This window comes from Rhodococcus sp. 2G (assembly GCF_001886355.1).
In the GTDB taxonomy this organism is placed as follows: domain Bacteria; phylum Actinomycetota; class Actinomycetes; order Mycobacteriales; family Mycobacteriaceae; genus Rhodococcus; species Rhodococcus pyridinivorans.
In genome coordinates this window covers 3,963,627-3,989,255 of record NZ_CP018063.1, presented here as the reverse complement: position 1 = coordinate 3,989,255, position 25,629 = coordinate 3,963,627, and the positions used below count along the sequence as shown (strand labels likewise).

Genomic DNA, 25,629 nt, shown 5'->3' with positions numbered 1-25,629 from the left:
CGCCGGGACGGTGTCGGAGCCCTCCGGTACCGTTCCCACCCGTGGATATGGAGACGGAACCGGCCGACGACGGCCAGATCGTGGTGCCCGAGGCGGTGTCGGGGCCGGCGCTGCCGGACCTTGCGCCCGGTACGGCGGCGCGGATCGCGGAGTCGGTGGCGTCGGCGCGGGCGGCCGGCACCCGCCGCACCTACGCCTCGGCGTGGCGGGCCTTCACCACCTGGTGCCAGCGGGAAGGACACACCGCGGTGCCGGCGCACCCGGTCACCGTCGCCGCCTACCTCATCGCGTGCGCCGACACCGTCACCGAGGCGGGGGAGCGGGCCTACGCCCCGGCCACCCTGGCGCACCGCCTCGCCGCGATCGCCCACCACCACCGCCAGACCGGGCACCCGAGTCCGACCGGCGACGACCTGGTCCGCCAGGCGATGTCCGGGATCCGCCGCGGCTACGCCACCGCCGGCGAGCGGCCCCGCAGCCCGCGGGCGCCGCTGCTCACCGCCGACATCCTCGCGATCGTCGACAAGGCCCGCGCCGACTGCCGGGGCTGGGCCGATGAGGTGGTCGAACGCCGCGACACCGCGATCCTGCTGCTCGGCTTCGCCGGGGCCTTCCGCCGCAGCGAACTCGTCGCCCTCACCTGCAGCGACGTCGCGCTGCATCGGCTCGACGGCCTGCACATCCGGCTGCGCAAGACCAAGACCGACCAGGAGGGCCGCGGCACCGTCCGCGCCCTGCCGTTCACCGCCTCGCACACCAGCTGCCCGCCGTGCGCGTGGCTGCGGTGGGCCCAGATCGTCGCCGCGTTCGACACCGGCGGCCGCCCCGCCGTCATCCGGCTGCTCCGCAGCGCCGAGCCGTTCGCGGCGCACGTGTGCCGCGGCACCCGCCCCCGCACTGTCCCTACCTCTCCGTTGTTGCGCGCGATTCGCAAAAACGGCAACCTCTCCGAGACGGCACTCTCGGGGGCGGCGGTCCATGCGGCGATCCGCCGCCGCGCCGCCCACGCCGGCTACGACCCCGAGATCGTGACGCAGTTGGGTGGGCATTCGCTGCGGGCCGGGTTCGTCACCCAGGCCTTCCGTAACGGCGCCTCCGCGCACGCCATCATGCGCCAGACCGGGCACAGCACCCCCGCCATGCTCGAGGTCTACGCCCGCGAACACGCACCCCTCCTCGGGAACGCTGTCACCAATCTGGGCTTGTGAGCGATGACCAGCACCGGCACCTCCCCGCGGCGACCCGACGACATCCACGACACGGAGCGTGGGCTGCGGGTCCCGGCGCGGTACCGCCACGACTGGGCCCTGTTTACGGACTGGTGCGCTGCCGCCGACCGGTCGCCGATTCCGGCCAGTCCTGACACGCTCGCGCTGTTCCTGCACGAACACCCCGCCGTGGCGGCGACCCAGCGACGCCGACTCTCGGCGATCAATGCCGTCCACACCCGGCACGGCTATCCCGCCCCGGGGCGCACCGAGACGGTGCGCCGGCACCTCGACACCGCTCGTGCTCAACGCCTCGATCGGCTCGGATGCCTTCTGATGCAGCGAGCGCGTGAGCTACCCACCGAGGGCTGGCCGAGCGGACTGTTCGGCCGTCGCGACGCCCTCCTGCTGGTTCTCGCCGCTACCGGGATGACCTTCACCGACACCACCCGCCTGCGCCGCCGCGACATCCGCCTCGACGGGAATACCCTGGTGGTCACGACCCGCGCTGGTGAACGCTTCCTGCTCGCACCGGATCCCGAGGCCGGGGACAATCCCGTGGTTGGGATCTACCGGCGGTGGGCAGAGATTCAGGCGTTTCTCGACCAGTATCCCGGCACCCATCTCCTGCGCCATCACCTCACCGACCCGATCGAGGTCTTCGCGGATCCGCTCGATGCGGAGCAGGCCAGGGAACCGTTGCTGTGTCCGATCGACCGCTGGGGACACCTCCCGCACGGGCAACCAATGACCCCACAGTCGGTATCGACGCTGGTGCGGGCGCACCTGTTGGGTCGGGCACCCGTCCGCAAGGTCTTGTCGACGCCACCGCAGGAAAACCTCGATACACGGGACGAGCCAAAGGTTCACCTGGACTCGACTTACTACGAGCGCGGCCTCGCTGCGCGTCGCCGCGACCACGAGGCTCTCGAAGACCTCGCCGATATCTTCGACGAGATCGAAGTCCGCGCCGACGCGCTCCTTGAGGACCTGGTGAGTGTGTTGGAGGGGCTGTAAACGGTACAGCGGCCGAACTCCGTACCCGACACCGCCTCAGGTTGGACACCACGCCATGCGCCGCCTCGACCTGCTCTATGGCCCATAGAATTTGGCAGCACAACCACTCCCGCTCAAGTGTCTCGTGTACCCCGCCTGCAGGGCCGTGATCCCCCACTCCGGAGGTAGTTCCGCCGTCGTTTCTCACATAGAGCATGATTCACCTGTGGCCGACTACGACTTGCACAAATTGAACACTCGTGAATTCGAACACCTGGCGCAAGCTCTTTGCATAAAGGAGTTCGGCGTTTCCGTCGAGATCTTCGGGGATGGCTCCGACAACGGGCGCGAGGCGATGTACGTCGGTCGTATCATCTGGAGTGGCCACGACAGTTCCCTTGATTGGATGGGGGGACTGTCATTCAGGCAAAATTCCTGCAAGAACCTCATGGCACCGTCAAGGACACCGCGTGGTTCAAAAACGAGATCACGAAAGAGATGGCCATCTGGAAGAACCCCGAGTCTGCTCGCAGGCGAGCGATTGGCCTTCCTGACAACATACTATTCATCACGAACGCTACCCTCGGACCGGGCAAAGGTGGCGGCATCGACACCGTCCGAACCCAGCTAAGGAAGGAAATTTCCGATGCTGGAATGACGGGGGCTGAGTGCTGGCACTTCGACAAACTCTGTCGGCTTCTAGATGGGCAGAAGGACGTTCGGCGCGCCTTCGCCGGTTTTATAACCCCCGGCGACATCCTTGAAAACCTAAGGATCATCCTCGAAGGAAATTCCGTAGACGTAGGAACCGAGCTGATCAAGCACGCTGAAAACAGCATTCTATCCGACCAATTCATTCAACTAAGCGAGTCTGGAGACCCTCAGCAAACTCGGCTGCGAATCAACCAGGTCGCCATCGACCTCCCGGTGGTTGTACCAGCAAGTCGCAGCCAGCTGCAGGCCCACGATAGTGGCACGTCGGAAAATCCAATGTACAGCGGTGCTGCGGCGACGATAATTGATCGGGGAAATAGGGTATTGCGACCGAGCATTCTCGAGAAAGATCTACACCATCCGCCGCACATGGTAATCGTCGGGGGCCCTGGACAAGGGAAAACAACTCTCAGCCAACTAATCGTAACGGCGTACCGTTCCGCTTTCGTTGACGATCGATCGGAACTGTCCAACAAGGCAAGGGTCCCCGGCCTTGCTGAGACAAACAACCATCTTCAAAGCATTGGGTTGCCGACACCGAGCAACCGGAGGTGGCCTTTGCGTATTGATCTAGCAAAATTTGCACGAGACGTCGCAGGAAAGGACAGCGACGTCAATCTTCTCAGGTGGGTAGCGAATGAAGTATCTAAGAATTCCTACAAAACTACCACCGCTGCAGATCTTTTCGAATGGTTGAACGGCTGGCCATGGTTGATTGTACTGGACGGATTCGACGAAGTTGCCTCACACATAGCTCGCGAGACGGTAACCAACTCCGTTCGGGTGCTCCTTAAGGTCAAGCCCCTGGTAGTGGTGTAACTCGTTTTTGATCCTTCGTTGGTGGTCAGGCGGGTAGTTGCATCAGTTCATCGGTGCTCACCTCCGTCGCCTGGCTGGTGTCGGTGTTGGTGGTCAGGGTGAGCCGGCAGCGGCTGAGCACTTCTAGGCCGAGGTATCGGCGGCCTTCGGCCCATTCGTCGGTCTGCTCGGCCAGGACGGCGCCGATGAGGCGGACGATGGCATCCCGGTTGGGGAAGATGCCCACGACGTCGGTGCGGCGGCGGATCTCGCGGTTGAGCCGCTCGGTTATCCGGCCCTCAGGGATGAGATCAACCCTGATCTCACATCGAATCAGCGATCGAGACGCTGCAAGTGGTCGGTCAACGCCTCAGCGACACGATGATGCCGGGCAGCTTCATCGGGCCATCCACGGTCACGAGCATCGACCTCGAGAGCCTGGATGTCGGTGCGTTGCGCCTCGAGCGCGCCGCGGAACTCAGGTCCGGTGACGAAGTTGTCGCAGGTCTCGCAGATGTTGGCATAGGGACACGCACCCGCGCTCTCGTGACGGGAACAGTAACCGTGGGCAACACGCGTTTTGAGCATCTCACTGCCGAGCCAACTCACCGCGTCGGGGACGATCGGTTTGCCGACCGGAGTGAGCGTGAACCGCCGCCGCATCTTGCCCATCGCCTGGTCATAGGCATCCCGCAACGTCGGTGAAGCCAAAGTGGCGTAACGCAAAGTCATCTGCGGAGTGACATGCCCGAGCAACGCCATCAACGCCTGCAGGCTCATCCCGGCGTTGGCGAGTTCGGTGGCCCAAGTATGCCGCAGCTGATGCGGGGTCACCACCAACGGCGCACCCCCGGCCCCACGCAGTCCGCAAGCCTCGACGGCAGCGAGCAGACCGTTGCGCAGCCGGGTCTGGCTGAGACGGCGGCCGTGTGCGACGAACAGGAAATCGGTCAACTCTCCGGTGCGGGGATGCGGCAATGGCCGACAGATACCACGCCCGCCGGTCCACTCGTCCAACGCGGCGATAGTGGTCGCCGAGAGCGGGACCATGCGTTCGGTGGCGAGCTTGCCCAACGGAACCTTGAGCCAGGTCCCGGCCGGGCCGTAATCGATGACGCTGCCGAGCTCGAGATCCAGTAGCTCCCCGACCCGCAGACCGGCTCCGCGCAGCACCGTCAACCCGATACGAGCGAACGAATCATCCAGCTGGGAAACCGCATTCATCACCGCAGCATCGATGTCGGGCGGCAATGCCCGCGGAAGCGGTTGGTCGAGTTTCGGGACGTCGGCGGCGAAGACCAGACGGCGCGGTGGGGCCTGCTCCCAGCCCCATTCGGTGATGTCCTCGAGCAGGTTGCGCACGCTCAGTACCGTCGATTGGATCACGGCCTTGGAGATGATGCGCCCGGCCCCGGCAGCGGCGCGTTGCCCACGCCAGGTGCGGGTGCGATTCCAGACGAGGAAGCCCTCGATGTGACTGCGGTCGAGATCCTCGAGGGAGGTGACCTCGGGATGGTTGGTGGTGAGGTAGTCCGCGAACGGCAGCAGGTCGTTGATCAGCGATTCGGCCGATTTCGGGCGGAGCACCGATGCCCGGACGGTGACGTAACGCAACAGGGCCTCGCGGATCGGATCGGCCATCGGGGCGTCGGCGAAGCGTTGGGCGTAGGTGCGGGCCCACGGTCGGCGCCGTGGTGGGGTGTCGACGATGCGGGCCTGAAACAGCATTTGTCGCAGTCCCGCGATACGGTTGCGGTAGGCGCGTTTCGATGTATCCGGGATTGACTGTGTGGCAGCCAATGCGGCGTCGAACTCGCCGACGGTCTCGGCGCTCACACCGCTGACGGAACCGCCGTGCCAGGCGAGCAGCACCGCCAGGCACTCGCCGAGGACGGTCTCGACCCATTGCGGTGTCCACCCCAAAACCAGGCCGGCGGCCCGGACCGCGGCGAACCCGTCCGGGTCGCGGTCCTCGACGGCCCGGCCGAGTCCGGTGAGGTTCTTGACGGCCGCGAGTTCGAGGTCGAGCCGCAGGTTGCCGCGTCCGATGAGGTGACACAGCAGTGGCCAGGCCCCGGTGCGGCGTAGTTCGGCCAGCCGGTCGGCAGCGGGTCGGGTCATCCAGTCCCGCAAGTCCGGATGCGTGGTGAGGAAGGTGGTCGCGATGAGGGTGCGAGCGCGCACCGACCTGTCGCTGAGCCCGAGGCTGGCGACGTGCTCGAGGTAGTCGGTGAGCACCGCACCCGGTCCGGCCGGCAGGACGACCGTCGCAACCACCGCGGTGCTCATTGTCGTGTTCCGGCGAGACTGGCGCGGGCCGCGCCGTATTCGGCGGCGAGCTGCTCGACCGACAAATGCACATATTCGGCAGTGGTGTCCGGAGACACATGCCCCATCAATTCTCGCAGCACCATCAGATCGATTCCGGCGGCAGCGAGTTCGGTGCCGTAGGTGTGGCGCAATCGGTGCGGACGCACCCTCGTCGCACCGGAGAGGTCCCGGTGCCGCCGGAACAGCGACCGCAGTCCCGCCTCGGTCACCGGCGCCCCCGCGGTGGGGCCGCGCAGCACCACGAAACACTCCTCGGTCGCCAACCCCGGTGGCCGTTCGAGGCGCAGATAGGCCGACAGTTCGGTGAAGAACACCGCATCGACCGGCACCACCCGTTCCTTGCAGCCTTTGCCGAGCACCCGGAGTCGTCGCTGGCCGAAATCGACGTCTGCCAACCGCAGGGATCGCACCTCGGCGTTGCGCAGCCCGCCGAACAGCATCGCCCACAACATCGCTCGATCCCGATGGGTGCGCAGCGACGCCGCAAACTGCTCGATCGCGTCGGCGTCGAGGGACTCGGGCAGTAGCCGCGGTTGGCGTACCAGCCTGCCTCCGGCTCGGGGTCGGCCCGGCCCGAGGTGTCCGAGCAGTCCTCGCGCTGGTGGTCGCAGTCCCTGTCCGCGCCGCGGTGAGGGCACCGGATTTTCGGTGCGTATCCCGGTCATCACCAGGTATTCGAACAATGCGCGTATCGCCGCGACTCGTCGGTTGATCGTCGATGCCGCAGTGCCCCGATCACCTCGTGTCGCCATGCCTGGGCGGGGTTTGCGGTGCACGTTCTGCCAGTCGACCCACTCGAACACCGTCACCGGCGTCACCGCAGCCACCGTGAGGTCGCGATCGAGCAGGAATCGGGCCAGATTGAGCACGTCGAACGCATATGCCCGCACCGTTGCCGAACTGAATCCGCGTCCGGCCAGATGCGTCAGGAACGCGTTTGCTGCTGCGCATCCTTCCCATTGGCCGTCGATCACATGCCCGTTGCTGCTGATGCGCACCCGAACGGTCATTGTCCGCCGCCTTTCGATCGGAGCCGACACCGCCAGCATGCGCCTCAACCGGTCGTCGGCTCAGGACCTCACGCTGCAACCGTGATCGTGTCGTGGGAGGGCCGGTTAACCGAGCTGGGGTTGTTGGACCAGATCTGTCGCCACACGTCGTCGGGAAATGCGGTGAAGGCGAGCAGGTCTTCGCGGGCGTCGCCGAGGTGGTCGGCGACCTCGGGCAGCCGGTGCTCGGCGTACTCCAGCAGCCGGTCGAATTGCGCGTTGACCGCCTCCGCGGTGGGCTGGTCGTAGACGCTGTGCAGCATCGCCTTCACGGCCGGCCACATGGACTTGGGGCACACGGCCATGAGGTTCGCCGAGTAGTGGGTGCGGCAGCGTTGCCACGCGGCGCCGGGCAGGTTCGCCGCGATCGCCTCGATGAGCCCGGCGTGGGCATCGGAGGTCACCAGCCGCACCCCGCCCAGGCCGCGGGCAACCAGGTCGGCGAAGAAGGTGTTCCACGAGGCCGTGGTCTCACTGGTGGCGACCTGTATGCCCAGCACCTCGCGGTGGCCGTCGCCGTTGACGCCGGTGGCCAGCAGCACGGAAGCCTTGACGACCTGCTTGTTCTCGCGGACCTTGATCGTCAACGCATCGGCGGTGACGAAGGTGAACGGCCCGGCCTCGTCCAGGCGGCGGTGCCGGAACGCGGCGACCTGCTCGTCCAGGTCCTGGGCCATGCGTGAGACCTGCGACTTGGACAGCGAGTCGATACCCAGGGTCTTGACCAGCTTGTCCATCCGGCGGGTAGACACCCCGGCCAGATAGCAGTCGGCTACGACGGTGATCAGCGCGGACTCGGCTCGCTTGCGGCGCTCGAGCAGCCACTCGGGGAAGTAGCTGCCCGAGCGCAGCTTCGGGACGGCGACGTCGACGGTGCCGACCCGGGTATCCAGGGGCCGGTGGCGGTAGCCGTTGCGGTGGTTGGTGCGCTGTTCCGAGCGGGCGTTCCACTCGGCGCCGCACACGGCGTCGGCATCGGCGGAGAGCAATGCGTTGATCATGGTCTGCAGTAGCTCGCGCATCAGATCCGGCGACGCGTCGGCGAGGGCTTGGCCAAGCAGGCCTGCAGGGTCGACAATATGAGGTGCGGTCATCGTGATGACTCCGTTCGAGGATTCGGTAGAAGGTTGACTCGAAGGATCACACGGTGGCCGCTCTACACCCGTGCACAACACGGAATCGCAGACGATCTCGGCCACCGAGTTACACCACTCTATGGGGCACTACTGAGTGCTACCGGAACGAGACGTTCGGCCCGGTGGTGTCGATCTATCCGGTGGAGAATGTCGAAGAAGCGATCCGCGAGGCCAACGACACCGAGTACGGGCTCAACGCATCGGTGTGGGGCGCGACGAAGGCGCAGGGCGAGGCCATCGCCGCGCGGGTGCGTGCCGGCACGGTGAACGTCGACGAGGGATACGCCCCGGCATGGGGCAGCACCGACGCACCGATGGGCGGTATGGGCATCTCCGGCATGGGACGCCGCCACGGCGCGGAGGGCCTGTACAAGTACACCGAGGCGCAGACGATCGCGACGACGCGCCTGCTCAATCTCGACGGCCCGCGCGGACTTCCGCGGCGGGTGTGGGCGAAGATGCTCGCCCCCTTCGTCAAGTCGATGCAGTGGCTGCCGGGTCGCTAGGAGCCGGATCGCTCTTCCGCACGATGGTGGTCGCGAGGGGTTTCTCGACGACGAGGCACAGCAGGACCCCGGCGACCACCATGAGCGGCACAATGTACAGGTAGATCGGCACGAGCGCGTCGTTGTACGCCTCGAGAACCGGAATTCTGCACGATCAGCACGAGAAGCTGCATGGACGTGCCGAATCCGATGCCGAGCACCGTGAACCAGCAGCCCAGCACCCAGATCGGGGTGTCCGCGCCGAGGGTCGACAGGAGCACCAGCCGATCGCGGGTTCGGCGACGCGTCGTTCCACCGCGACGAACAGCACCGCACCGGCCGCCGTAGCGGCGATCAGCGCGTGCGTGTAGAAACCTCCGCTTGTTCTGCGATGGTCTCGACGGTGATGTCGGACAGGTGGGTGTAAGGCCGCGCATACTGATCGCCATGTCCTCGACCAGGATGGTGAACGGAGTGCTGGGAATACCGCTCACCACCCCCACGGCGACCGCGGTGTTCGCGATCCTCACGGTCATCGGTCTGATCGTGTTGCTCCTCCGCCGCTACCGGGTGTGGTTCGCACACGGAGTACCCCTCGCAGTAACCGCCGCCCTCGGCTCGACGGTGGTAGCCGCGCTCCTGATCGAGAAGGTGTGGAAACCGTTCCCGGATCGTCTGCCGTGGGCGGTGTACGGGTGGGCGGCAACGGCACTGCTCGCCGTCTCCCTACTGATCGGACGATGGTTCGTGCGACGTCGCGACCGGGCCCGACCACTCGTCGCGACGGCACTCGTGGTGTCTGCGGTACTCGTCGTGATCTCCGCCGCGGGCCGGATCGACGCGGTCTACGACGCCTATCCCACCGTTCGGACTGTTCTCGGAATCAGCGACTACCGGACCGTCCCCTTCGACGACCCCTCCCTCCGGGCATCGCAGACCGTGCCGGTGGAGGACTGGTCGGCGTCGGACGATCTGCCTGCGACCGGTGCGGTCACCTCTGTGACAATTCCCGGAACAGTCTCCGGATTCCGGGCGCGGGAAGCCCGCGTCTACCTCCCGCCGGCCTACTTCTCGGATCCACGACCGGAACTGCCGGTGCTGGTACTGCTCGCCGGACAGCCCGGCAGTCCGGAGGACTGGCTCGTGGGCGGACATCTCCCGTCCACCATGGACGCCTATGCCGCGCAGCATCACGGCCTGGCGCCGGTCGTCGTGCTCGCGGACGGCACCGGAGGTCAGTTCGACAACCCGTTGTGCGCCGACTCGCATCTCGGCAACGTGGCGACCTATCTGGCCGTCGACGTTCCGGCGTGGGTACGGGACGACCTGCAGGTCGACGACGACCCACGGGCACGGGCCGTGGGCGGACTCTCGTACGGCGGAACGTGCGCACTGCAACTCGCGACCACCCGGCCAGATGTCTACCCGACCTTTCTGGACATGTCGGGACAGGCCGAGCCGACCATCGGTGACCGGGCGTCGACGATCCGGGACGTGTTCGGTGGTGATGCGGAAGCATTCGCGCGCAACAATCCTGCCGACCTGCTCGCACGCAATCGGTATCCCGATTCCGCCGGTGCTTTCGTGGTGGGACTCGACGATTCCGAATACCGTGCCGGGGTGGAACAACTCGCTTCGTTGGCTCGGAGCGCGGGGATGGACGTCCACCTCACCGAACTGCCGGGCACACACAGCTTCGCCCTGTGGTCCGCAGGGCTCGAGAAGGAGTTGCCATGGCTCGCACAACGGCTCGGGCTCGGCAACTGATGCGCCGCACAGGGGCGGGGGTGCTGATGTCCCGCACCGGGACGGGGGTGCTCCGGGCGCCCGTCTCGTGCGGACTGCTCGTGCTGACCTGGTTCCTGGCGGTCGTCACCGGTTCTGTGAGGAACGGGCCGTCGCACGCAACGGCATCCGAGATGTCGCTCGGGATCCCGAATATCACCGACGGCCACCTGTGGACACTGTGGACTTCAGGGTTGTTCGCCTCCGGTCCCGGTGAGTATGTGCTCGGAAGCATTGCGATCCTCGCCGTCGCGGTGCCGGTCGAACGTCGCATCGGCAGTCGCAGGTTCACGCTCGCCGCGCTCGTCTCACAGGGCCTGGGCGCGGCACTCGCATTGCTCGTTGCTCAGGTCGCCTCCCTGGTGCCGAACCTGTGGGGCAGGGAGCTGCACACCCACCTCACCGAGGACCCGCTGGCGTGGGTGCTCGGCGTCCTGCTCGCCTCCACCACCGCGATGGGCACCCTGTGGCGTCGCCGCATCCGGACACTCCTGCTGGTTTTCCTGGTGACCGCAGCCTTGTTCGCCGGACACCTGCAGGACGTGAACAGGGTGACCGTCGCGCTGGCCGGGTTGCTCGCCGGCCCGCTCCTGTTCGGACGCGGTGTGCGCCGTCCTGTGCTCGGCGGCACCATCCGGGAGCGCCGCACGCTCGTCGCGCTCGTGGTCGCAGCGAGCGTGCTCGGCCCGATCTTCGCGGCGCTCTCCCCACACTCGATCGGACCGCTGGCCGCGCTACGCGAGCTGTTCGAGCAGGTTCCCTACACCCCGCGAGAACTCGTCGAGGTGTGTGCCGATCCCGCGCTGCACGACGAGTGCCGGAAAGGGCAACAGGCCCTTCGGCTCTCCGGTGCAGGTCCGCTCGTCGCGAATCTCATGCCGTCGGTACTGCTGCTGATCGGTGCCGAAGGGCTGCGTCGAGGGCGGCGGGCAGCATGGTTCCTCTCGGTCGGAGGACACATCGTGCTGATCGTCGTGGCCGCCGCGAGCACGATCGTCCGCGTGACCGAACAGGACGAGACCCGCTCCCTGTTGTACGGAATCCACCGGCACAGCTCCGTATCCATGGAACTCGCGCCACTCCTCGCGCTGGTCTCCGTGCTCGCCCTGTTACTGCTGACCCGCACCCTGTTCGATGTCCGTGCACCGCAGGGAACCTATCGCCGGGTATGGGCCGGAACCGCAGCCGCCGCAGGCATCGCGCTCGTGACGTACGTGGTGGTGGGCACGCTGGTGGCGGACGGGTTCGATCGTGATCCCGGCATCGGCACCTTGCTCCGCGACGCGCCGCGCCGGCTCCTTCCACCGGTCTACCTCCAGCTCTTCGAGCCTCCCGTGATGCCCCTCGACACCGCCGCCACCCTGTTGTTCGAGTGGATCGGCGTGATCGTCTGGGTCGCCTTCTGCGTGCTCCTGTGGCGCAGCTTCCTCGTGCCCCCTGCCGGGGTCGACCTCGGCGACGAGCAGCGGGTGCGAGAACTCCTGCACGACCCGGGCGGCGGATCGATGTCGTGGATGACCACCTGGGCGGGGAATCGGTACTGGTTCGGCACCGACGGCAGGCACGCCGTGGCGTATCGGGTCCACTCGGGTGTCGCCCTGACGGCGACGGATCCGATCGGTGAGCGCGCCTCGATGACCGAGACGATCGACGAGTTCGCGGCGTACTGCCTCGGCAACGGATGGACACCGTGCCTGTACTCGGTGGGCGAGGAGACGGCGACGATCGCCCGGGACCACGGTTGGACCTGTTTGCAGGTGGGTGAGGAGACCGTCGTCGATCTCGCGGACCTCGCCTTCAAGGGCAAGAAGTTCCAGGACGTCCGCACCGCCCTCAACCGTGCTGCCAAGGACGGGATCGAAGCGCGATGGACGACCTTCGCCGCCGCGCCCCTGTCGGTGACCGAGCAGATCGTCGACATCTCCGAGGAATGGGTGGCCGACAAGGGACTGCCCGAGATGGGGTTCACGCTCGGAGGAGTCGCCGAACTGCGCGATCCCGAAGTCCGGTTGCTGCTCGCGGTCGACGCGAACGACCACGTCCATGCGATCACGTCGTGGATGCCGGTCCACCGGGACGGGAAGGTGGTCGGGCTGACGCTGGACTTCATGCGGCGACGTTCGGACGGCTTCCGGCCGGCCATGGAATTCCTCATCGCGTCCGCGGCACGGTCCGCCGCCGACGAGGGCCTCGAATTCCTGAGCTTGTCGGGGGCGCCCCTCGCGAGTATGGACGGTGGGTCCGGACTCGACCGAGGAGCCCTCGACGCCCTGCTCGATCTGCTCGGCCGCACGCTCGAACCGGTATACGGATTCCGCTCGCTGCTGGCGTTCAAGGCGAAGTTCCAGCCCCGTTACCGCCCGCTGTACATGGTGTTCCCGGACCCGGCGGCGCTGCCGACCATCGGGATCGCGGTCGGTCGTGCCTATCTTCCCCACATGTCCCTGGAGGAAGGCGGACGCCTGGTCACGCACCTGCTGCGCCGATGACGGTTGCTCACGCACCCGTTGCGCCGATGACGGTTGCTCACGCACCCGTTGCGCTGGTGACGGTGGAACTCTCTCGGAAACGGGAGACCGCCACCAGTCCCACCAGGAGGAAGACCACCGGGAGCAACACCGCATTGCCCATCGCGGCACCGAACCCGAGCGTCCCCTCACCCATCTGCATCACCGCACCGAGGGCGGCCGCACCGAGTACCGCACCGACCTGCCGGGCGGTGTTGTACACACCCGATCCGGCGCCTACGAGGTCACCGGGCAGGTCGCGCAACGCGATCGTCGAGTTCGGGGCCCAGCACAACGAGTTCGCGAAACCGAGCAGCACGATCGGGATCAGGAGCCAGCCGACGGTGGCCTCGAGATGCATCGCCACACCGAACGACAGCATCGCCGCGATCATCGCGGAGAAACCGATCCGGGAGATCCGGCCCGGCGCGACCCGATCGGTGACCCGCCCGATCAAGGGCGCCATGATCACCGAGATCACGCCCATCGGTACCAGCATCAGACCTGCGACCTGCGCGGACAGTCCCTGACCCACCTGCAGGTAGAGCATGATCGGCAGGTTCACGGCGTAGACCGTGAAACCCAGCGTCGCCACGGCGGTCACCCCGAGGGTGAAGTTGCGGCGGGTGAACAACCCGAGCGGGGCCAGCGCCTCGGTGCCGCGGGCCACCGCGGTCCGCTGCAGACGCACGAACATCCCGAACGCCACGATCCCGATACCGAGGACGACCCACACCCACACGGTCCAGCCGACATCGGGACCCTGCTGCAGGGAGAAGATCACGCCGGTGACCGCGACCAGCGAGACGACGGCGCTCAGCACGTCGATGCGACGCGCCCCGGTCGGCAGTTTCGGCACGTACCGCGCGACCATCACCAGAGAGATCAGGCCCAGCGGGATGTAGACGAAGAAGACCCACCGCCACCCACCGGTACCGACGAGCACCCCACCGAGGACGGGCCCGAACAGACCCGCCGAGCTGGCCACCGCGCTCCACACACCGGTGGCCGCACCGCGCCGGTCGTGCGCGAAGATCCGGTGAATGATGCTCAGCGGTTGCGGGTTGATCAGCGACCCGCCGAGCCCCTGCACCGCACGCAGCGCGATCAGCCACTCGATCGTCGGAGCCATCGAGCACGCGAAGGCCGCGGCCGTGAAGATCGCCATGCCCACCAGGTAGACGTTGCGCTGACCGAAACGGTCGCCGAGACGACCGGTGACCAGCAGCGGCACCGCGAAGGTCAGCAGATAGGCCGCCGACACCCACACCACCTGGTTGATGCTCGCGTCCAGATCCTCGCGGATACGCGGCAGCGACACCGCGACGAGCGATTGGTCGAGCAGGGTGATGAACAGACCCACGCACAGGGCCGCCAGTGCGCGCCAGGCCCGCGGCTCGGGGATCGGGGCAGCGCTGCGTCCCGCAGCCGACGCACTCACTCCTCGACCGTGATCTCCGCGGCGTCGTCGTAGAAGCACACGTATCCCTCGATGGGCTCCATGCCGGGGAACGGCTCGGGATACGACCATGCGACATTCTCGGCAGGCGGTGTGCCGGAGAACGACCAGTACCGGGCGACGCCCTTGTAGGGGCAGCTCGTCCGCCACTCGGATTCCTCGAGCACCGAGAAGTCGACGTCCTCGGGAGGGAGGTAGTAGCGGGTCGGGAGGCCGGTCTCGAACACGAGTACGGGGTTGCGGGTCTCGGCGACCACGACGTCGCCGATGGTCACCCGCACGTGCCGGGAGCTGCGCAGGGCGTCGACGCGGTGATAGGGATCGCGTGGATGGGTGAACACTTCGGTCTCCTCCTCGAACCACCGTTCGCCCTCGTCGACGTCGTCGCCCGGCCCGGTCTCGCCCCACCGGAACCACTGGAAGACGAGACGGTCGTCGAGACCGTCGACGTCGAGCTGGCAGACCGGTGAATAGGCCCGATGGTCGCGGACGACGATGTCGTACCACTGCCAGACGTCCTGTCGGGAGCGGCTCGGTGACAGGGAGGCCGCGATCAGGTCGAGCCGGACGTCCTCGCGGGGGAAGGCATAGAACGGAACGGGCTTGCCGGGTGCCCACACCAGCACGGCCCGGGTGCTGTCGACCACCGTCCGGCCGAACCACTCACCTCTGATCCTGCGATCGACGGGTTCGTAGAGGTAGTCGTCGGTCTCCGACGGCCGTCGGAGCACAGCGGTCTTGCGGGCAGCCATACCTCGACCGTATCGCGCCCGTCCAGGGCCGGGACGAATCCGCAGACCCGACCCATCCGCTCGACGACGGGCTCCGAATACGGGGAGAGACGGCGTGAGGGCCGTCACCCGAACCGACCGACACGAACCACTACGCACGCCCACGCCGCTCAGGCGACGACCAGAGGAAGACCGATCATGCCCAACTACGAAGCCCGGCAGAACGAGAATCGGCACCCGCACCCGTCCGTGGGTTTCCTCCAGCTGTTCATGGAAGCGCGCACGCGCACCGAGCAGACGACCCCGCGCGCGCAGGTAGGCAAGGCGTGAGGTCGGTCGGCGGCTCCGTCGAGTCCGTCGTCGTGGTGGGTGCGGGCCTCGCGGGACTGTCCGCGGCGCTCCACCTCACCGGTGCCGGCAAGCGCGTCACCGTCCTCGAACGCGAGAACACGGTCGGTGGTCGCGTGGGAACGTACCCGGTGTTCGAGGACGGGCGGCATCTCTACGACATCGACAACGGCGCCAGTGTGCTGACGATGCCGAACCTCATCGCCGACGCGCTCGCGGCCGTCGGGGAATCCTTCGACTCGACCATCCCGGCGCTCGACCTCACCCCGCTCGCACCCGGCTACCACGCGCGCTTCGCCGACGGCACCGCCCTGAACGTGTACTCCGATCCGGACGAGATGACCGCCGAGATCGCGCGCGTGTGCGGTTCCGAGGAGGCCGGCGGATATCGGCGGCTGCGCCGCTGGCTCGCGTCGATCTTCGACGCCGAGTTCGACCGCTACATCGACTCCAACTTCGATTCGCCGCTCGACCTCGTGTCGACACCCGCGGCGCTGCGCGACACCGCCAACCTCGTCCGGCTCGGCGGCTTCGGCCGGCTCGGATCGCGCGTCGGGTCGTTCATCCGGGACGACCGGCTCCGGCGAATCTTCACCTTCCAGGCCCTGTACGCGGGCACCGCACCGTCGACGGCCCTGGCGGTCTACGGCGCCATCGCCCACATGGACACCTCGCTCGGCGTCTACTTTCCGAAGGGCGGCATGTCCACCATCGCCGCCGCGATGGTCGATGCGCTCGTCCGCAACGGCGGCACCGTGCACACCGGGGTCGAGGTGTCGGAACTCCGCGTCGACGGCGGCCGCGCGAAGAGCGTGCGTTCCGCGGACGGCCGGGAGTTCGCCGCCGACGCCGTCGTCCTCACCGTGGACCTGCCCGTGGTCGACGACCTGCTGCTGCGCGCCGGGGTCCCGCCGCGCCGCCGCGCCCGCAGCGCCACCGTCGCGTCGCCCTCGGCCGTCGTCTTCCACGGCACGGTACCCACCGAGGTGACACAGGCCTGGCCGGAGTCCCACCACACCATCGATTTCGGTGAGGAGTGGGCGGAGACCTTCGCGCGGATCACCGCCCCGCGCGGCCGCGGCCGGTTGATGGCCGATCCGTCCCTGCTCATCACGCGACCTGCCGTGACCGATCCGTCCCTGCGGGTCGTGCGCGGCGGTATCGAGTGCGAACCGGTCTCGGTGCTGGCGCCGTGCCCGAATCTCGCTGCCGCACCCCTCGATTGGGGCCGACTCGGCAGGCCGTACATGCGGGAGATCCAGCAGGTCCTCGAGCAACGCGGCTATCGGGGACTCGCGAGTTCGATGCGAGTCGACCACATCGACACCCCGCGGACCTGGGCCGACAAGGGCATGCTCGACGGCAGCCCCTTCTCGGCGGCGCACCTGTTCCGGCAGACCGGGCCCTTCCGCCGCCCGAACCTCGTGCACGGCGTCGACAATGTCGTCCTCGCCGGGTCGGGTACCACGCCGGGTGTCGGCGTCCCGACCGTGATCATCTCCGGACGTCTTGCCGCAGAACGTATCTCCGGTGGCGCGACTGCCGGGCTCACGACGATGTCGATTCCGATGGAAGCAGGTGCGGTTGCCCATGGGTGAACTCGACGGGATCGATCCCGATCTGCACGAGGCGTATCAACTGTGCCGTGAGCTCAACCGGCGCCATGGCAAGACCTACTTCCTCGCGACCCGCATCTTCCCGGCGTCCAAACGGGCCGGGGTGCACGCCCTCTACGGTTTCGCGCGGATGGTCGACGACATCGTCGACGTGAAACCGGTCGACGCGGCACCGGTTCTCGACGCGCTCGAACGCCGTCTGTCCGACGCGCTCGGGGGCAGACCGCCGACCTACGACGAATTCGGTCTCGTGCTGCGGGCCCTCGTCGACACCACGCAGCGGTACGACATCCCGCACGAGTACTACTACGCCTTCCTGCGGTCGATGCGGATGGACATCCCCGGCACCGAACTGTTCCGGTCGCGGTACCGCACGATGGACGAACTGTCGGAGTACATGTACGGCTCGGCCGCCGTCATCGGGCTGCAGATGCTGCCCATCCTCGGGATCGAGGGCGAACGCGAACAGGCCGAGGCTCCCGCCGCCGCACTCGGTGAGGCCTTCCAGCTCACCAACTTCATCCGCGACATGGGTGAGGACCTCGACCGCGACCGCATCTACCTGCCCACCGACATCCTCGCCGCCTTCGACGTGGACGAGGACCTGCTGTGGCACTGCCGCCGGACCGGACAGCGCGACGTGCGGTTCGAACGCGCCCTCGCGCACCTGATCGCGCACACCCGCTCGATCTACCGTGTGGCCGAACCGGGCATCGACCTGCTCGACCCGAAGGTGCGTCCCGCGATGCGGACCGCCTTCGTCCTCTACGGCGACATCCTGCGGGTGGTGGAGGAGAGCGGATACCGGGTACTCCACCAGCGCGCACGCGTGTCGCGGCGCCGGCGGTTGTCGGTGGCGGCACCGCGGCTGGCCTCGGCCGGTTGGACCACGCTGCGTTCACGGTCGAGACTGGGGATGCCCACCGCGCCGCTCGGCCGGTGAGGCCCGACCGGCCGAGCCGGCATTCGGACACGAATACAGAACAGGACATCACATGGAACAGGTCGTGCTGCTCGACGACGCAGGCCGCGCGGTCGGGATCGAGCCGAAGGCCACGGTGCACACCACCGACACCCCGCTGCACCTCGCCTTCTCGTCGTACGTCTTCGACCACCACGGCAACGTTCTGCTCACCCGGCGGGCCCTGGACAAGTCGACCTTCCCCGGTGTCCTGACGAACAGCTGCTGCGGTCATCCGGCGCCCGACGAGCCGCTCATCGAGGCCGTGCGCCGCCGGCTGCGTCAGGAACTCGGGCTCGACGTGCACGACATCGAGGTCGTCCTGCCGTCCTTCCGCTACCGGGCGGTGATGGACAACGGCATCGTCGAGAACGAGATCTGCCCGGTCTTCCGCGTGCTCTACGACGGGCCGGCGCCCACCCCCGAACCGTCGGAGGTGCACGACACCGAATGGGCCGACTGGACGGAGTTCTCCGAGGACGTCGTCGAGGGACGCCGTGAGGTGTCGGTGTGGTGCCGCGAGCAGGTGGAGCAGCTCCGCACGCTCGGCCCCGATCCGCTGCACTGGCCCGTGGCGTCCACCGCGGATCTGCCGCACGCCGCGCCCGAGCGACGATAGGGCCTCACCCGGCGACCGGGACGTTAACGTCGACCCTGTGATCGACCCGACCGTCCTGATCCCCACGATCATCGGCATCCTCGCCCTCGCCGTGATCTCGTCGGCGGTGCTGTGGGCGTTCCGGGTCCCGCACCGATTCGCGCCCGTCGGTGCCATCGCCCGCGGCGCGGTGCAACTCGCGCTCATCAGCGTCGTGCTCTCCGGCGTCATCACCGACGCCCGGTGGGTCGCGGTGGTGCTCGTCGTGATGTTCACCGTCGCGTGGTGGACGGCCTGCCGGCGGATCGGGAACGAGGCCGTCGTGCGCGGGGCGACGGCCGTCGCGATGTCGACCGGCGTAGTCGTCGCGGCGGGCATCGTCTTCGCGACCGGCGCGGTGGAGGCCACCCCGCGCTACGCGCTCGCGCTCGGCGGCATCATCATCGGCAACACCATGACGGTCGCGGCCCTCGCCGGTCGCCGCTTCCACGAAACCGTCGACGGCCATTGGCCCGAGGTGGAGGGCTGGCTCGCACTCGGCGCGACGATGCGGCAGGCGACACTCTCACCCGCACGCTTCGCCGTGCACGCGGCGATGATCCCGTCGACCGACCAGACGAAGACGACCGGTCTGGTGACGCTGCCCGGGGCGTTCGTCGGCGCGATCTTCGGCGGGTTGTCGCCGGTGGAGGCCGGACGGTTCCAGGTGGTCGTGCTCGCCGCGATCATGGCGACGGCGTCGATCACGTCCGTGCTGATGGCGCTCGGTCTCGGTCGCGCCCTGCGCCACCGTCCCGTGGTCGTTGCGTGAGACGGCGGTCTGCGGTGCGGGTGCCGACCGGAGTAGGAGTTGATACAACCGCTGCCGAGGGAAGGATCGTCGATGTTGCTCGTAGCCAACCGGGGTGAGATCGCGTTGCGTGTCGTCCGCACGGCCGGGGACCTCGGACTCGACACCGTCGCCGTCCACGCCGCGGACGACGCCGACGCTCCGCACGTCCGCGCCGCCACGCGAGCCGAGGCCCTGCCGGGGACAGGTCCCTCGGCCTATCTCGACCCCGGGGCGATCGTCGGGGTCGCCCGGACGACCGGATGCACGCTCGTGCATCCCGGTTACGGATTCCTCAGCGAGAACGCCGCCTTCGCGCAGGCCTGCGCGGACGCCGGGCTCACCTTCGTCGGGCCGTCCCCGGAAGCACTGCGCGTCCTCGGCGACAAGCGGGCCGCCCGCTCGGTGGCGGAGGAACTCGGCATCCCGGTGACCGCTGCCGTCGAGACGACGGATCCGGAGTCCGTGCGGGCCTTCCTGCGCGACCGTCCGGGCGGGATCGTCGTCAAGGCACTGTCGGGTGGTGGCGGTCGCGGCATGCGCGTGGTCCGCGATGCCGCCGATCTCGACGAGGCGCTCCGGCTCGCCGCCGCCGAAGCACACGCCGCCTTCGACGACGACCGGCTGTACGCCGAGGTGCTCGTCGAGCGTGCCCGCCACGTCGAGGTGCAGGTCGTGGCCGCCGAGTCGGGGTCGGGTACCCGCGCGGTGGCGTTGGGCGATCGCGACTGCAGCGTGCAGCGCCGGCACCAGAAGCTCGTGGAGATCGCACCCGCGCCCGACCTGTCCGACGCCCTGCGGGAGGCGCTGCACGGCGCGGCGGTCCGGCTGATCGGGCAGGTCGGGTGCCACGGGCTGTCCACCGTCGAATTCCTCGTCCACGACGACGGTTTCGTGTTTCTCGAGGTCAACCCCCGGATCCAGGTGGAGCACACCGTCACCGAGGAGGTGACCGGCGTCGACCTCGTGGCGACCCAGCTCGCGGTCGCTCGCGGGACGGGATTCGACGAACTCGGTCTCCCGAAAGGAATCACTTTCGACGGCAAGAAGATCGGCGGACGTCCTGCGGCGGCGCAGGGCATCGCGGTGCAGGTGCGCGTCAACGCCGAGACGCCGCGCGCCGACGGGATCGCCCTGCCCACAGCCGGGACGCTCACCGCGTTCACGCCACCCACCGGACCGGGCATCCGCGTCGACACCCACGGCCGGCCCGGCCTCGAGGTGACCGGACGTTACGACTCGCTGCTCGCCAAGGTCGTCGCGTACGTGCGTTCCGGCGATCGCGCGGCCGTGCTGCGCAAGGCGTCGACGGCACTCGGCGAGTTCATCGTCGACGGTGTCGGCACCAACCGCGACCTCCTGCAGAAGATACTGGACGACAAGGAGTTCCGGTCCGGCAATGTCCGCACTACGTGGCTGGGGGAGCGGCTCGCGGATTTCGTCGACACCGCCCCGACCGCACCGGTGGAGTACACGGATCTGCGCGCCGACGAACAGGCGGTGCACGCCGAGATGGTCGGCACGGTCGTGGAGATCGCTCGCGCGGGCGACACCGTTCCGGCCGGTGCGCCGCTCGCCGTGCTCGATGCGATGAAGATGCAGCACGAGATCCGGGCACCGGGCAGTGCCGTGGTCGAACGTGTGCTCGTCGAGCCGGGACGCACCGTCGAGCCGGGCACCGTGCTCGCGGTGGTCCGCGTGCTCGACACGGACACCGCGACGGACGACATCGCCGCGGCCGACCTCGACGCCGACCGTGCCGACCTCGACGAGATCCGCCGCAGGCACGAGGTCACCACCGATGCGGCGCGGCCCGAGATCGTGGCGAAGCGGCACGGGCGGGGCCGGCGCACGGCGCGCGAGAACATCGCCGACCTCGTCGATGACGGTAGCTTCGTCGAATACGGACCGCTCGTCCTCGCCGCCCAGCGCGGCCGCCGCAGCGAGGAGGACCTGATCGCGAACACCCCGGCGGACGGACTTGTCGGCGGCACCGCACGGATCGGCGGGGCCGAGGTGGTCGTGATGTCCTACGACTACACCGTCCTCGCAGGTACCCAGGGCCGCAACAACCACCGCAAGACCGATCGGCTGCTCGAACTCGCCGCCCGGCGGCGGGTGCCGCTCGTGCTGTTCGCCGAGGGTGGTGGCGGGCGACCCGGGGACGTCGACGCCGGTTCCGGTGCGGGCCTCGACCTGCCCACCTTCCGCTCGATGGCGTCGCTGCGCGGACGCGTGCCCACCGTCGCGGTCGTCTCCGGCCGCTGCTTCGCGGGCAACGCCGCGCTCGCCGGGGTGTGCGACGTGCTCATCGCGACCCCCGACGCCAACATCGGCATGGGCGGCCCCGCGATGATCGAGGGCGGAGGACTCGGCGTGCACCGCCCCGAGGACATCGGGCCGATCGACGTGCAACGCCGCAACGGCGTCGTGCACGTCGCGGCGCGCGACGAGGCGCACGCCGTGGACGTCGCCCGGCGATATCTCGCGTACTTCACCGCGCCGCACGAGGACCGGCAGGCACCCGATCCGCGTCTCGCGCGACATGTGGTGCCGGAGAACCGTCTCCGCGCCTACGACGTGCGGTCGGCGATCGACGCGATCGCCGACCTCGGATCGGTGCTCGAACTGCGCCCGGACTACGGCGTCGGCATCGTCACCGCTCTGATGCGCGTCGAAGGCGCCTCCTACGGCGTGCTCGCCAACAGCAGCGCCCACCTCGGTGGGGCGATCGATGCCGAGGCCGCCGACAAGGCCACGGACTTCCTGGAACTGTGCGAATCGCACCGGCTGCCCGTGGTGAGTCTGTGCGACACACCGGGATTCATGGTCGGACCGGAATCGGAGAAGGACGCCACCGTGCGCCGCTTCGGGCGCTTCTTCGTCGCCGGCGCACGCCTGACGGTCCCGTTCGGCATGATCATCCTCCGCAAGGGCTACGGCCTCGGCGCGATGGCGATGGCCGGCGGATCTTTCCACGCACCCGAATTCACCGTCGCGTGGCCGACGGGGGAGATCGGCGGAATGGGACTCGAAGGGGCCGTGCGTCTCGGATTCCGCAAGGAACTCGACGCCGCGGAGACACCCCGCGAGCGCGAGGAGTTGTTCGGCCGGCTCGTCGCCCTCGCCTACCAGCAGGGCAAGGCCCTGCAAGCGGCGACGAGCTTCGAAGTCGACGACGTCATCGACCCCGCCGACAGCCGCGCCTGGATCGAGCGACTGGTGCAACCGCGGTGAAGCCGGGTATGCGACAGCCATGGTGACCTATCCCGGCGCACAGGATTACGTACCCGACAGCCGCGACCTCGCCGAACTCGCCGCCGCGTCCGCGGGATGCCGGGGATGCGATCTCTACAAGGCCGCCGAGCGGACGGTCTTCGGGGCAGGGGTGCGCGACGCACGCATGCTCTTCGTCGGCGAACAACCGGGCAACGAGGAGGACCTCGCGGGAGAACCGTTCGTCGGGCCCGCGGGGCACCTGTTCGACAAGGCCCTCGAACGCGCGGGCATCGATCGCGGGACGGTGTACGTGACCAACGCCGTCAAGCATTTCCGCTTCGACCGGTCCGCCAACGGCCGCAGACGCATCCACAAGAAACCGTCGGGTGGGCAGGTCGCGGCGTGCCGGCCGTGGCTCGAGGCCGAACTCGACGCCGTCCGCCCCGACGTGGTGGTGTGCCTCGGAGCCACGGCCGCGCAGTCGCTGCTCGGTAAGGACTTCAAGCTCACGCAGCACCGCGGGGAGGTCCTGCACCTGCCAGAGGAGCTGTGCGGGTCGTGCGATCCGGCGGTGGTCGTCACCGTGCACCCGTCGGCGGTGTTGCGGGCGAAATCGCAGCGCGACGACATGTTCCGCTCGTTCGTGCAGGACCTGGAACGAGCGGCCACGTTGTGACGGCTCAGCCGGTGGTCGCCAATCCGGCCGCGAGCCCGAGCGCCACCGACATCGCGCACACCTCGAGGACGGCGTTGCGCAGCGACTCCTCCTCCGGGAGACGGTGGGACGCGGCAGCGGGGAGCCAGTTGCTCCGCCAGTTCCACGCGAGCCCCAGCAGGGCGCACAGCACGATCGCCTTCGCGAGCACGACGCGTCCGTAGCCGGTGCCCAGCAGCGCGGAGACCGAGCCGAGCCGTACCGCCGCGTCGACCACGCCCGTGATCACCAACGCCACCACGCACCGCAGGGCCAGCTGCGAGTAGCGCGGCAGCAGTTCCGCCCACGCTCCGCGGCCCCGCACGGTGACGGCCAGCGCCACGAGCACCCCGAACCACACCGCGGCCGCGAGCACATGCACGGCGTTGAACAGCGACCCCAGCGGTTGCTGCGCCATGTGGCCGGTGACTGGCCGGGCGATCAACGCGAGCGCCGCGGCGACGAGCACCGGCAGGGTGGACCACGCCGCCGACCGGCGGTACGCCACAGCGGCGACGACGACGATCGCGGCGATGCACACCCATGCCGCCGCATCCACGCGTCCCGTGGTGGTGCCGACGAACTGCCCGAACCGCCCCACGTCCAGGTCCGCGGCGGGAACATCGGCCGCGGTGGACGCGGCCCAGGCGAGGTCGATGCTCGCGAGCATGAGCCAGACACCGCCGAGCGTGGCGATCGTCCGCCACAGCGTGTCGGAGGAAACCGCGGGACGGCGTTGCCGCTGCACCATCACGGCCAGGACCGCGAGTCCGAGCACGGTCGAGCCGACACACAGCCCGATCGCCCGCACCGAACTCGAGGGGGCGGGCAGGGCGAGGGAACCGGCCACGGCGATGCCCGCGACGGTTCCGAAGGCAACGCCGGCAGCGGCCACGACGAGCCACTGCCGGCGTTCCGGGATCATGCGGGTCAGGCCTTCGGCTTGCGCAGCGCGAAGGCGAGACCTGCGGCGACCACGACGACACCTGCGACGACGAACCACCACACGGCAGGTCCGCTGCTGTCGCTCTCACCCGACTCCGCGCCGGTCTCGCCGGTCGCGGTGTCACCGGACGCCGCTTCACCGGGCGTGCCGGTTCCCTCCTGGGTGAGCGTGAAGGTGCGGGTTCCGCTGATGGGATGTCCGTCGGCGGAGGTCACCCGGTAGGCGATCGTGTACTCGCCCACGGGGCCGAGACCGTCTAGTTCGACGGATGCGTTCGCACCCTCGATGATCGGGTCGCTCTTCGACCACAGGTTGCCGTCCGGCCCGACGACGGTCAGAGCCGCGAACTGCTCCTGCAGGTTCTCGTTGAACGTCACGGTCACCCGATCGGGTGCCTCGGCGATCTGCTCGCCGTCCTCGGGCGAGCTCGACAGCACCACCGAGTGGGCGGCTGCGGAACCGACGGACAGGGTCAGCGCCGCGATCAACGCGGTGAGGAGAACGAGGATGCGCTTCATGCTCGCCGCCCCCGGATCACGGCGCCGAGGCCGAGTGCGGCGCCGAGCGCACCGAGCACCAGGCCGATACCGCCGAGCCACCGCGCGGTGCTGTCGGTGGTGTCCTCCGACGCGCCGGCGGTCTGCTCGGTCTCGGTGGCGTGGGCGTCACCACTGCCGCCGTGCCCGTCGCCGCTGCTCGCCGCGAGGGTCAGGCTGGGGGCAGGACGTTCGGGTTCCTCGTCGCCGGTCGTGATCTCGTCCCACGCCACGACCTCGCCGTCGCTGTAGGTCTGGATCGCGGGGAAGGCGATCTCGTCCTCCTCGGGCAGCGGCCCGACGGACAGGACGAACTGCTGGAACTGTCCCGGCCCGACCTGCACGTCCGGTTCGGCGGTCCACGTCACGGAGGTCGCGAGCTGCGACTCGGGATCCTTCTCGACGGTCGCCGTCCAGCCGGGCAGCGGCTCGGTGCGCGCCGAGCGCAGCCCCGGAAGCTCGACGGTGAGGGCGGTCGTGCCGGCGGTCTCGGACTCGGTGGGGACCCGGAAGGTCAGGACGGTGTAACCGCCCTGCTCGGCTCCGGGTGCGACGACGGTGACGTGGGCCGAAGCGATGCCGGCGCCCGCGACCATCAGCGCAGCGGTTGCTGTCGCGCCCACGAGGGCGCGACGGGAGAACTCGAACATGTATGGGTCTTTCTCGTGGTTGGAGGATCGATC

The 25,629-nt window shown here is 68.5% G+C and carries 19 protein-coding genes and 3 pseudogenes; 13 read left to right on the top strand and 9 right to left on the bottom strand.

Annotated features, from left to right (window positions below):
- Positions 1-41 precede the first annotated feature (41 nt).
- From BO226_RS18720 to BO226_RS27190, 3 genes are all read left to right on the top strand, one after another.
- Positions 42-1,208 (top strand): tyrosine-type recombinase/integrase, encoded by a 1,167-nt coding sequence (locus BO226_RS18720; RefSeq protein WP_029547280.1) that lies wholly within the window; start codon positions 42-44, stop codon positions 1,206-1,208.
- Positions 1,209-1,211: 3 nt separating this feature from the next.
- Positions 1,212-2,225 carry a hypothetical protein gene (locus BO226_RS18715; protein ID WP_064256838.1) on the top strand — a complete coding sequence of 338 codons (1,014 nt, stop codon included), beginning with the start codon at positions 1,212-1,214 and terminating at the stop codon, positions 2,223-2,225.
- 381 nt (positions 2,226-2,606) lie between these two features.
- Positions 2,607-3,737: a hypothetical protein gene (locus BO226_RS27190; protein WP_156895269.1), complete on the top strand. Its 1,131-nt coding sequence runs from the start codon at positions 2,607-2,609 to the stop codon at positions 3,735-3,737.
- A gap of 25 nt (positions 3,738-3,762) precedes the next feature.
- On the opposite strand, the pseudogene BO226_RS18710 reads toward BO226_RS27190, so the two are convergent.
- The 4 genes and pseudogenes from BO226_RS18710 to BO226_RS18695 form a co-directional block, all read right to left on the bottom strand.
- Positions 3,763-4,002: pseudogene (locus tag BO226_RS18710) on the bottom strand (transposase); the annotation flags it as partial.
- A gap of 47 nt (positions 4,003-4,049) precedes the next feature.
- Positions 4,050-6,005, bottom strand: coding sequence for a tyrosine-type recombinase/integrase (locus tag BO226_RS18705; protein WP_064257806.1), 1,956 nt, complete (start codon positions 6,003-6,005; stop codon positions 4,050-4,052).
- A complete protein-coding gene (locus BO226_RS18700; RefSeq protein ID WP_064257805.1) occupies positions 6,002-7,057 on the bottom strand; it encodes a tyrosine-type recombinase/integrase in 1,056 nt (351 codons plus the stop codon). Before BO226_RS18700 ends, BO226_RS18705 begins: the two co-directional genes overlap by 4 nt.
- A gap of 113 nt (positions 7,058-7,170) precedes the next feature.
- Positions 7,171-8,190, bottom strand: a pseudogene (locus BO226_RS18695) (IS256 family transposase); the annotation flags it as partial.
- Positions 8,191-8,321: 131 nt separating this feature from the next.
- Here BO226_RS18695 and BO226_RS18690 point away from each other — a divergent pair.
- The 3 genes and pseudogenes from BO226_RS18690 to BO226_RS18675 form a co-directional block, all read left to right on the top strand.
- Positions 8,322-8,738, top strand: a pseudogene (locus BO226_RS18690) (aldehyde dehydrogenase family protein); the annotation flags it as partial.
- 426 nt (positions 8,739-9,164) lie between these two features.
- Positions 9,165-10,484, top strand: a complete 1,320-nt coding sequence (locus BO226_RS18680; RefSeq protein WP_033097879.1) for an alpha/beta hydrolase — start codon at positions 9,165-9,167, stop codon at positions 10,482-10,484.
- A gap of 26 nt (positions 10,485-10,510) precedes the next feature.
- Entirely contained in the window at positions 10,511-12,991 is a 2,481-nt protein-coding gene (locus tag BO226_RS18675) for a bifunctional lysylphosphatidylglycerol flippase/synthetase MprF (protein ID WP_442977408.1), read from the top strand.
- Between the two features lie 37 nt (positions 12,992-13,028).
- Here BO226_RS18675 and BO226_RS18670 read toward each other — a convergent pair whose 3' ends face one another.
- Positions 13,029-14,450: a DHA2 family efflux MFS transporter permease subunit gene (locus BO226_RS18670; protein ID WP_064256889.1), complete on the bottom strand. Its 1,422-nt coding sequence runs from the start codon at positions 14,448-14,450 to the stop codon at positions 13,029-13,031.
- Positions 14,447-15,220, bottom strand: coding sequence for a DUF427 domain-containing protein (locus BO226_RS18665; protein ID WP_019290393.1), 774 nt, complete (start codon positions 15,218-15,220; stop codon positions 14,447-14,449). Before BO226_RS18665 ends, BO226_RS18670 begins: the two co-directional genes overlap by 4 nt.
- Positions 15,221-15,397: 177 nt before the next feature.
- Between BO226_RS18665 and BO226_RS28450 the strand changes: the two genes are divergently transcribed.
- From BO226_RS28450 to BO226_RS18635, 7 genes are all read left to right on the top strand, one after another.
- Positions 15,398-15,529: a hypothetical protein gene (locus BO226_RS28450; protein WP_258912794.1), complete on the top strand. Its 132-nt coding sequence runs from the start codon at positions 15,398-15,400 to the stop codon at positions 15,527-15,529.
- The gene (gene crtI / locus BO226_RS18660) at positions 15,526-17,145 is read left to right on the top strand and encodes a phytoene desaturase family protein (protein WP_064256888.1); all 1,620 of its coding nucleotides are present in this window, start codon (positions 15,526-15,528) and stop codon (positions 17,143-17,145) included. Before BO226_RS28450 ends, crtI begins: the two co-directional genes overlap by 4 nt.
- Positions 17,138-18,106 carry a phytoene/squalene synthase family protein gene (locus BO226_RS18655; protein ID WP_064256887.1) on the top strand — a complete coding sequence of 323 codons (969 nt, stop codon included), beginning with the start codon at positions 17,138-17,140 and terminating at the stop codon, positions 18,104-18,106. The genes crtI and BO226_RS18655 overlap by 8 nt, the downstream gene beginning before the upstream one ends.
- Before the next feature lie 52 nt (positions 18,107-18,158).
- Positions 18,159-18,743 (top strand): isopentenyl-diphosphate Delta-isomerase, encoded by a 585-nt coding sequence (gene idi / locus BO226_RS18650; protein ID WP_064256886.1) that lies wholly within the window; start codon positions 18,159-18,161, stop codon positions 18,741-18,743.
- A 37-nt stretch (positions 18,744-18,780) separates the two neighbouring features.
- Positions 18,781-19,533 carry an ABC transporter permease gene (locus BO226_RS18645; protein WP_064256885.1) on the top strand — a complete coding sequence of 251 codons (753 nt, stop codon included), beginning with the start codon at positions 18,781-18,783 and terminating at the stop codon, positions 19,531-19,533.
- 72 nt (positions 19,534-19,605) lie between these two features.
- Positions 19,606-22,788 (top strand): acetyl-CoA carboxylase family protein, encoded by a 3,183-nt coding sequence (locus tag BO226_RS18640; RefSeq protein WP_064256884.1) that lies wholly within the window; start codon positions 19,606-19,608, stop codon positions 22,786-22,788.
- A gap of 19 nt (positions 22,789-22,807) precedes the next feature.
- Positions 22,808-23,446, top strand: a complete 639-nt coding sequence (locus tag BO226_RS18635) for a UdgX family uracil-DNA binding protein (protein WP_024102626.1) — start codon at positions 22,808-22,810, stop codon at positions 23,444-23,446.
- 4 nt (positions 23,447-23,450) lie between these two features.
- On the opposite strand, the gene BO226_RS18630 is transcribed toward BO226_RS18635, so the two are convergent.
- The 3 genes from BO226_RS18630 to BO226_RS18620 are packed head-to-tail and all read right to left on the bottom strand — an operon-like array spanning position 23,451 to position 25,596.
- Positions 23,451-24,389: a copper resistance D family protein gene (locus tag BO226_RS18630; RefSeq protein ID WP_064256883.1), complete on the bottom strand. Its 939-nt coding sequence runs from the start codon at positions 24,387-24,389 to the stop codon at positions 23,451-23,453.
- Between the two features lie 5 nt (positions 24,390-24,394).
- Positions 24,395-24,928: a copper resistance CopC family protein gene (locus BO226_RS18625; RefSeq protein WP_064256882.1), complete on the bottom strand. Its 534-nt coding sequence runs from the start codon at positions 24,926-24,928 to the stop codon at positions 24,395-24,397.
- Positions 24,925-25,596, bottom strand: coding sequence for a YcnI family copper-binding membrane protein (locus tag BO226_RS18620; protein WP_006553374.1), 672 nt, complete (start codon positions 25,594-25,596; stop codon positions 24,925-24,927). The genes BO226_RS18625 and BO226_RS18620 overlap by 4 nt, the downstream gene beginning before the upstream one ends.
- Positions 25,597-25,629: the final 33 nt, after the last annotated feature.

Bases quoted from the DNA above. Each gene is read 5' to 3' on its own strand.
- idi (WP_064256886.1), top strand. From the start codon at position 18,159: ATGGAACAGGTCGTGCTGCTCGACGACGCAGGCCGCGCGGTCGGGATC.
- BO226_RS18640 (WP_064256884.1), top strand. From the start codon at position 19,606: ATGTTGCTCGTAGCCAACCGGGGTGAGATCGCGTTGCGTGTCGTCCGC.
- BO226_RS18700 (WP_064257805.1), bottom strand. From the start codon at position 7,057: ATGACCGTTCGGGTGCGCATCAGCAGCAACGGGCATGTGATCGACGGC.
- BO226_RS18680 (WP_033097879.1), top strand. From the start codon at position 9,165: ATGTCCTCGACCAGGATGGTGAACGGAGTGCTGGGAATACCGCTCACC.
- BO226_RS18620 (WP_006553374.1), bottom strand. From the start codon at position 25,596: ATGTTCGAGTTCTCCCGTCGCGCCCTCGTGGGCGCGACAGCAACCGCT.
- BO226_RS28450 (WP_258912794.1), top strand. From the start codon at position 15,398: ATGCCCAACTACGAAGCCCGGCAGAACGAGAATCGGCACCCGCACCCG.
- BO226_RS18705 (WP_064257806.1), bottom strand. From the start codon at position 6,005: ATGAGCACCGCGGTGGTTGCGACGGTCGTCCTGCCGGCCGGACCGGGT.
- BO226_RS18625 (WP_064256882.1), bottom strand. From the start codon at position 24,928: ATGAAGCGCATCCTCGTTCTCCTCACCGCGTTGATCGCGGCGCTGACC.
- BO226_RS18715 (WP_064256838.1), top strand. From the start codon at position 1,212: ATGACCAGCACCGGCACCTCCCCGCGGCGACCCGACGACATCCACGAC.
- BO226_RS18635 (WP_024102626.1), top strand. From the start codon at position 22,808: ATGGTGACCTATCCCGGCGCACAGGATTACGTACCCGACAGCCGCGAC.
- BO226_RS18665 (WP_019290393.1), bottom strand. From the start codon at position 15,220: ATGGCTGCCCGCAAGACCGCTGTGCTCCGACGGCCGTCGGAGACCGAC.
- BO226_RS18655 (WP_064256887.1), top strand. From the start codon at position 17,138: ATGGGTGAACTCGACGGGATCGATCCCGATCTGCACGAGGCGTATCAA.
- BO226_RS18630 (WP_064256883.1), bottom strand. From the start codon at position 24,389: ATGATCCCGGAACGCCGGCAGTGGCTCGTCGTGGCCGCTGCCGGCGTT.
- BO226_RS18675 (WP_442977408.1), top strand. From the start codon at position 10,511: ATGTCCCGCACCGGGACGGGGGTGCTCCGGGCGCCCGTCTCGTGCGGA.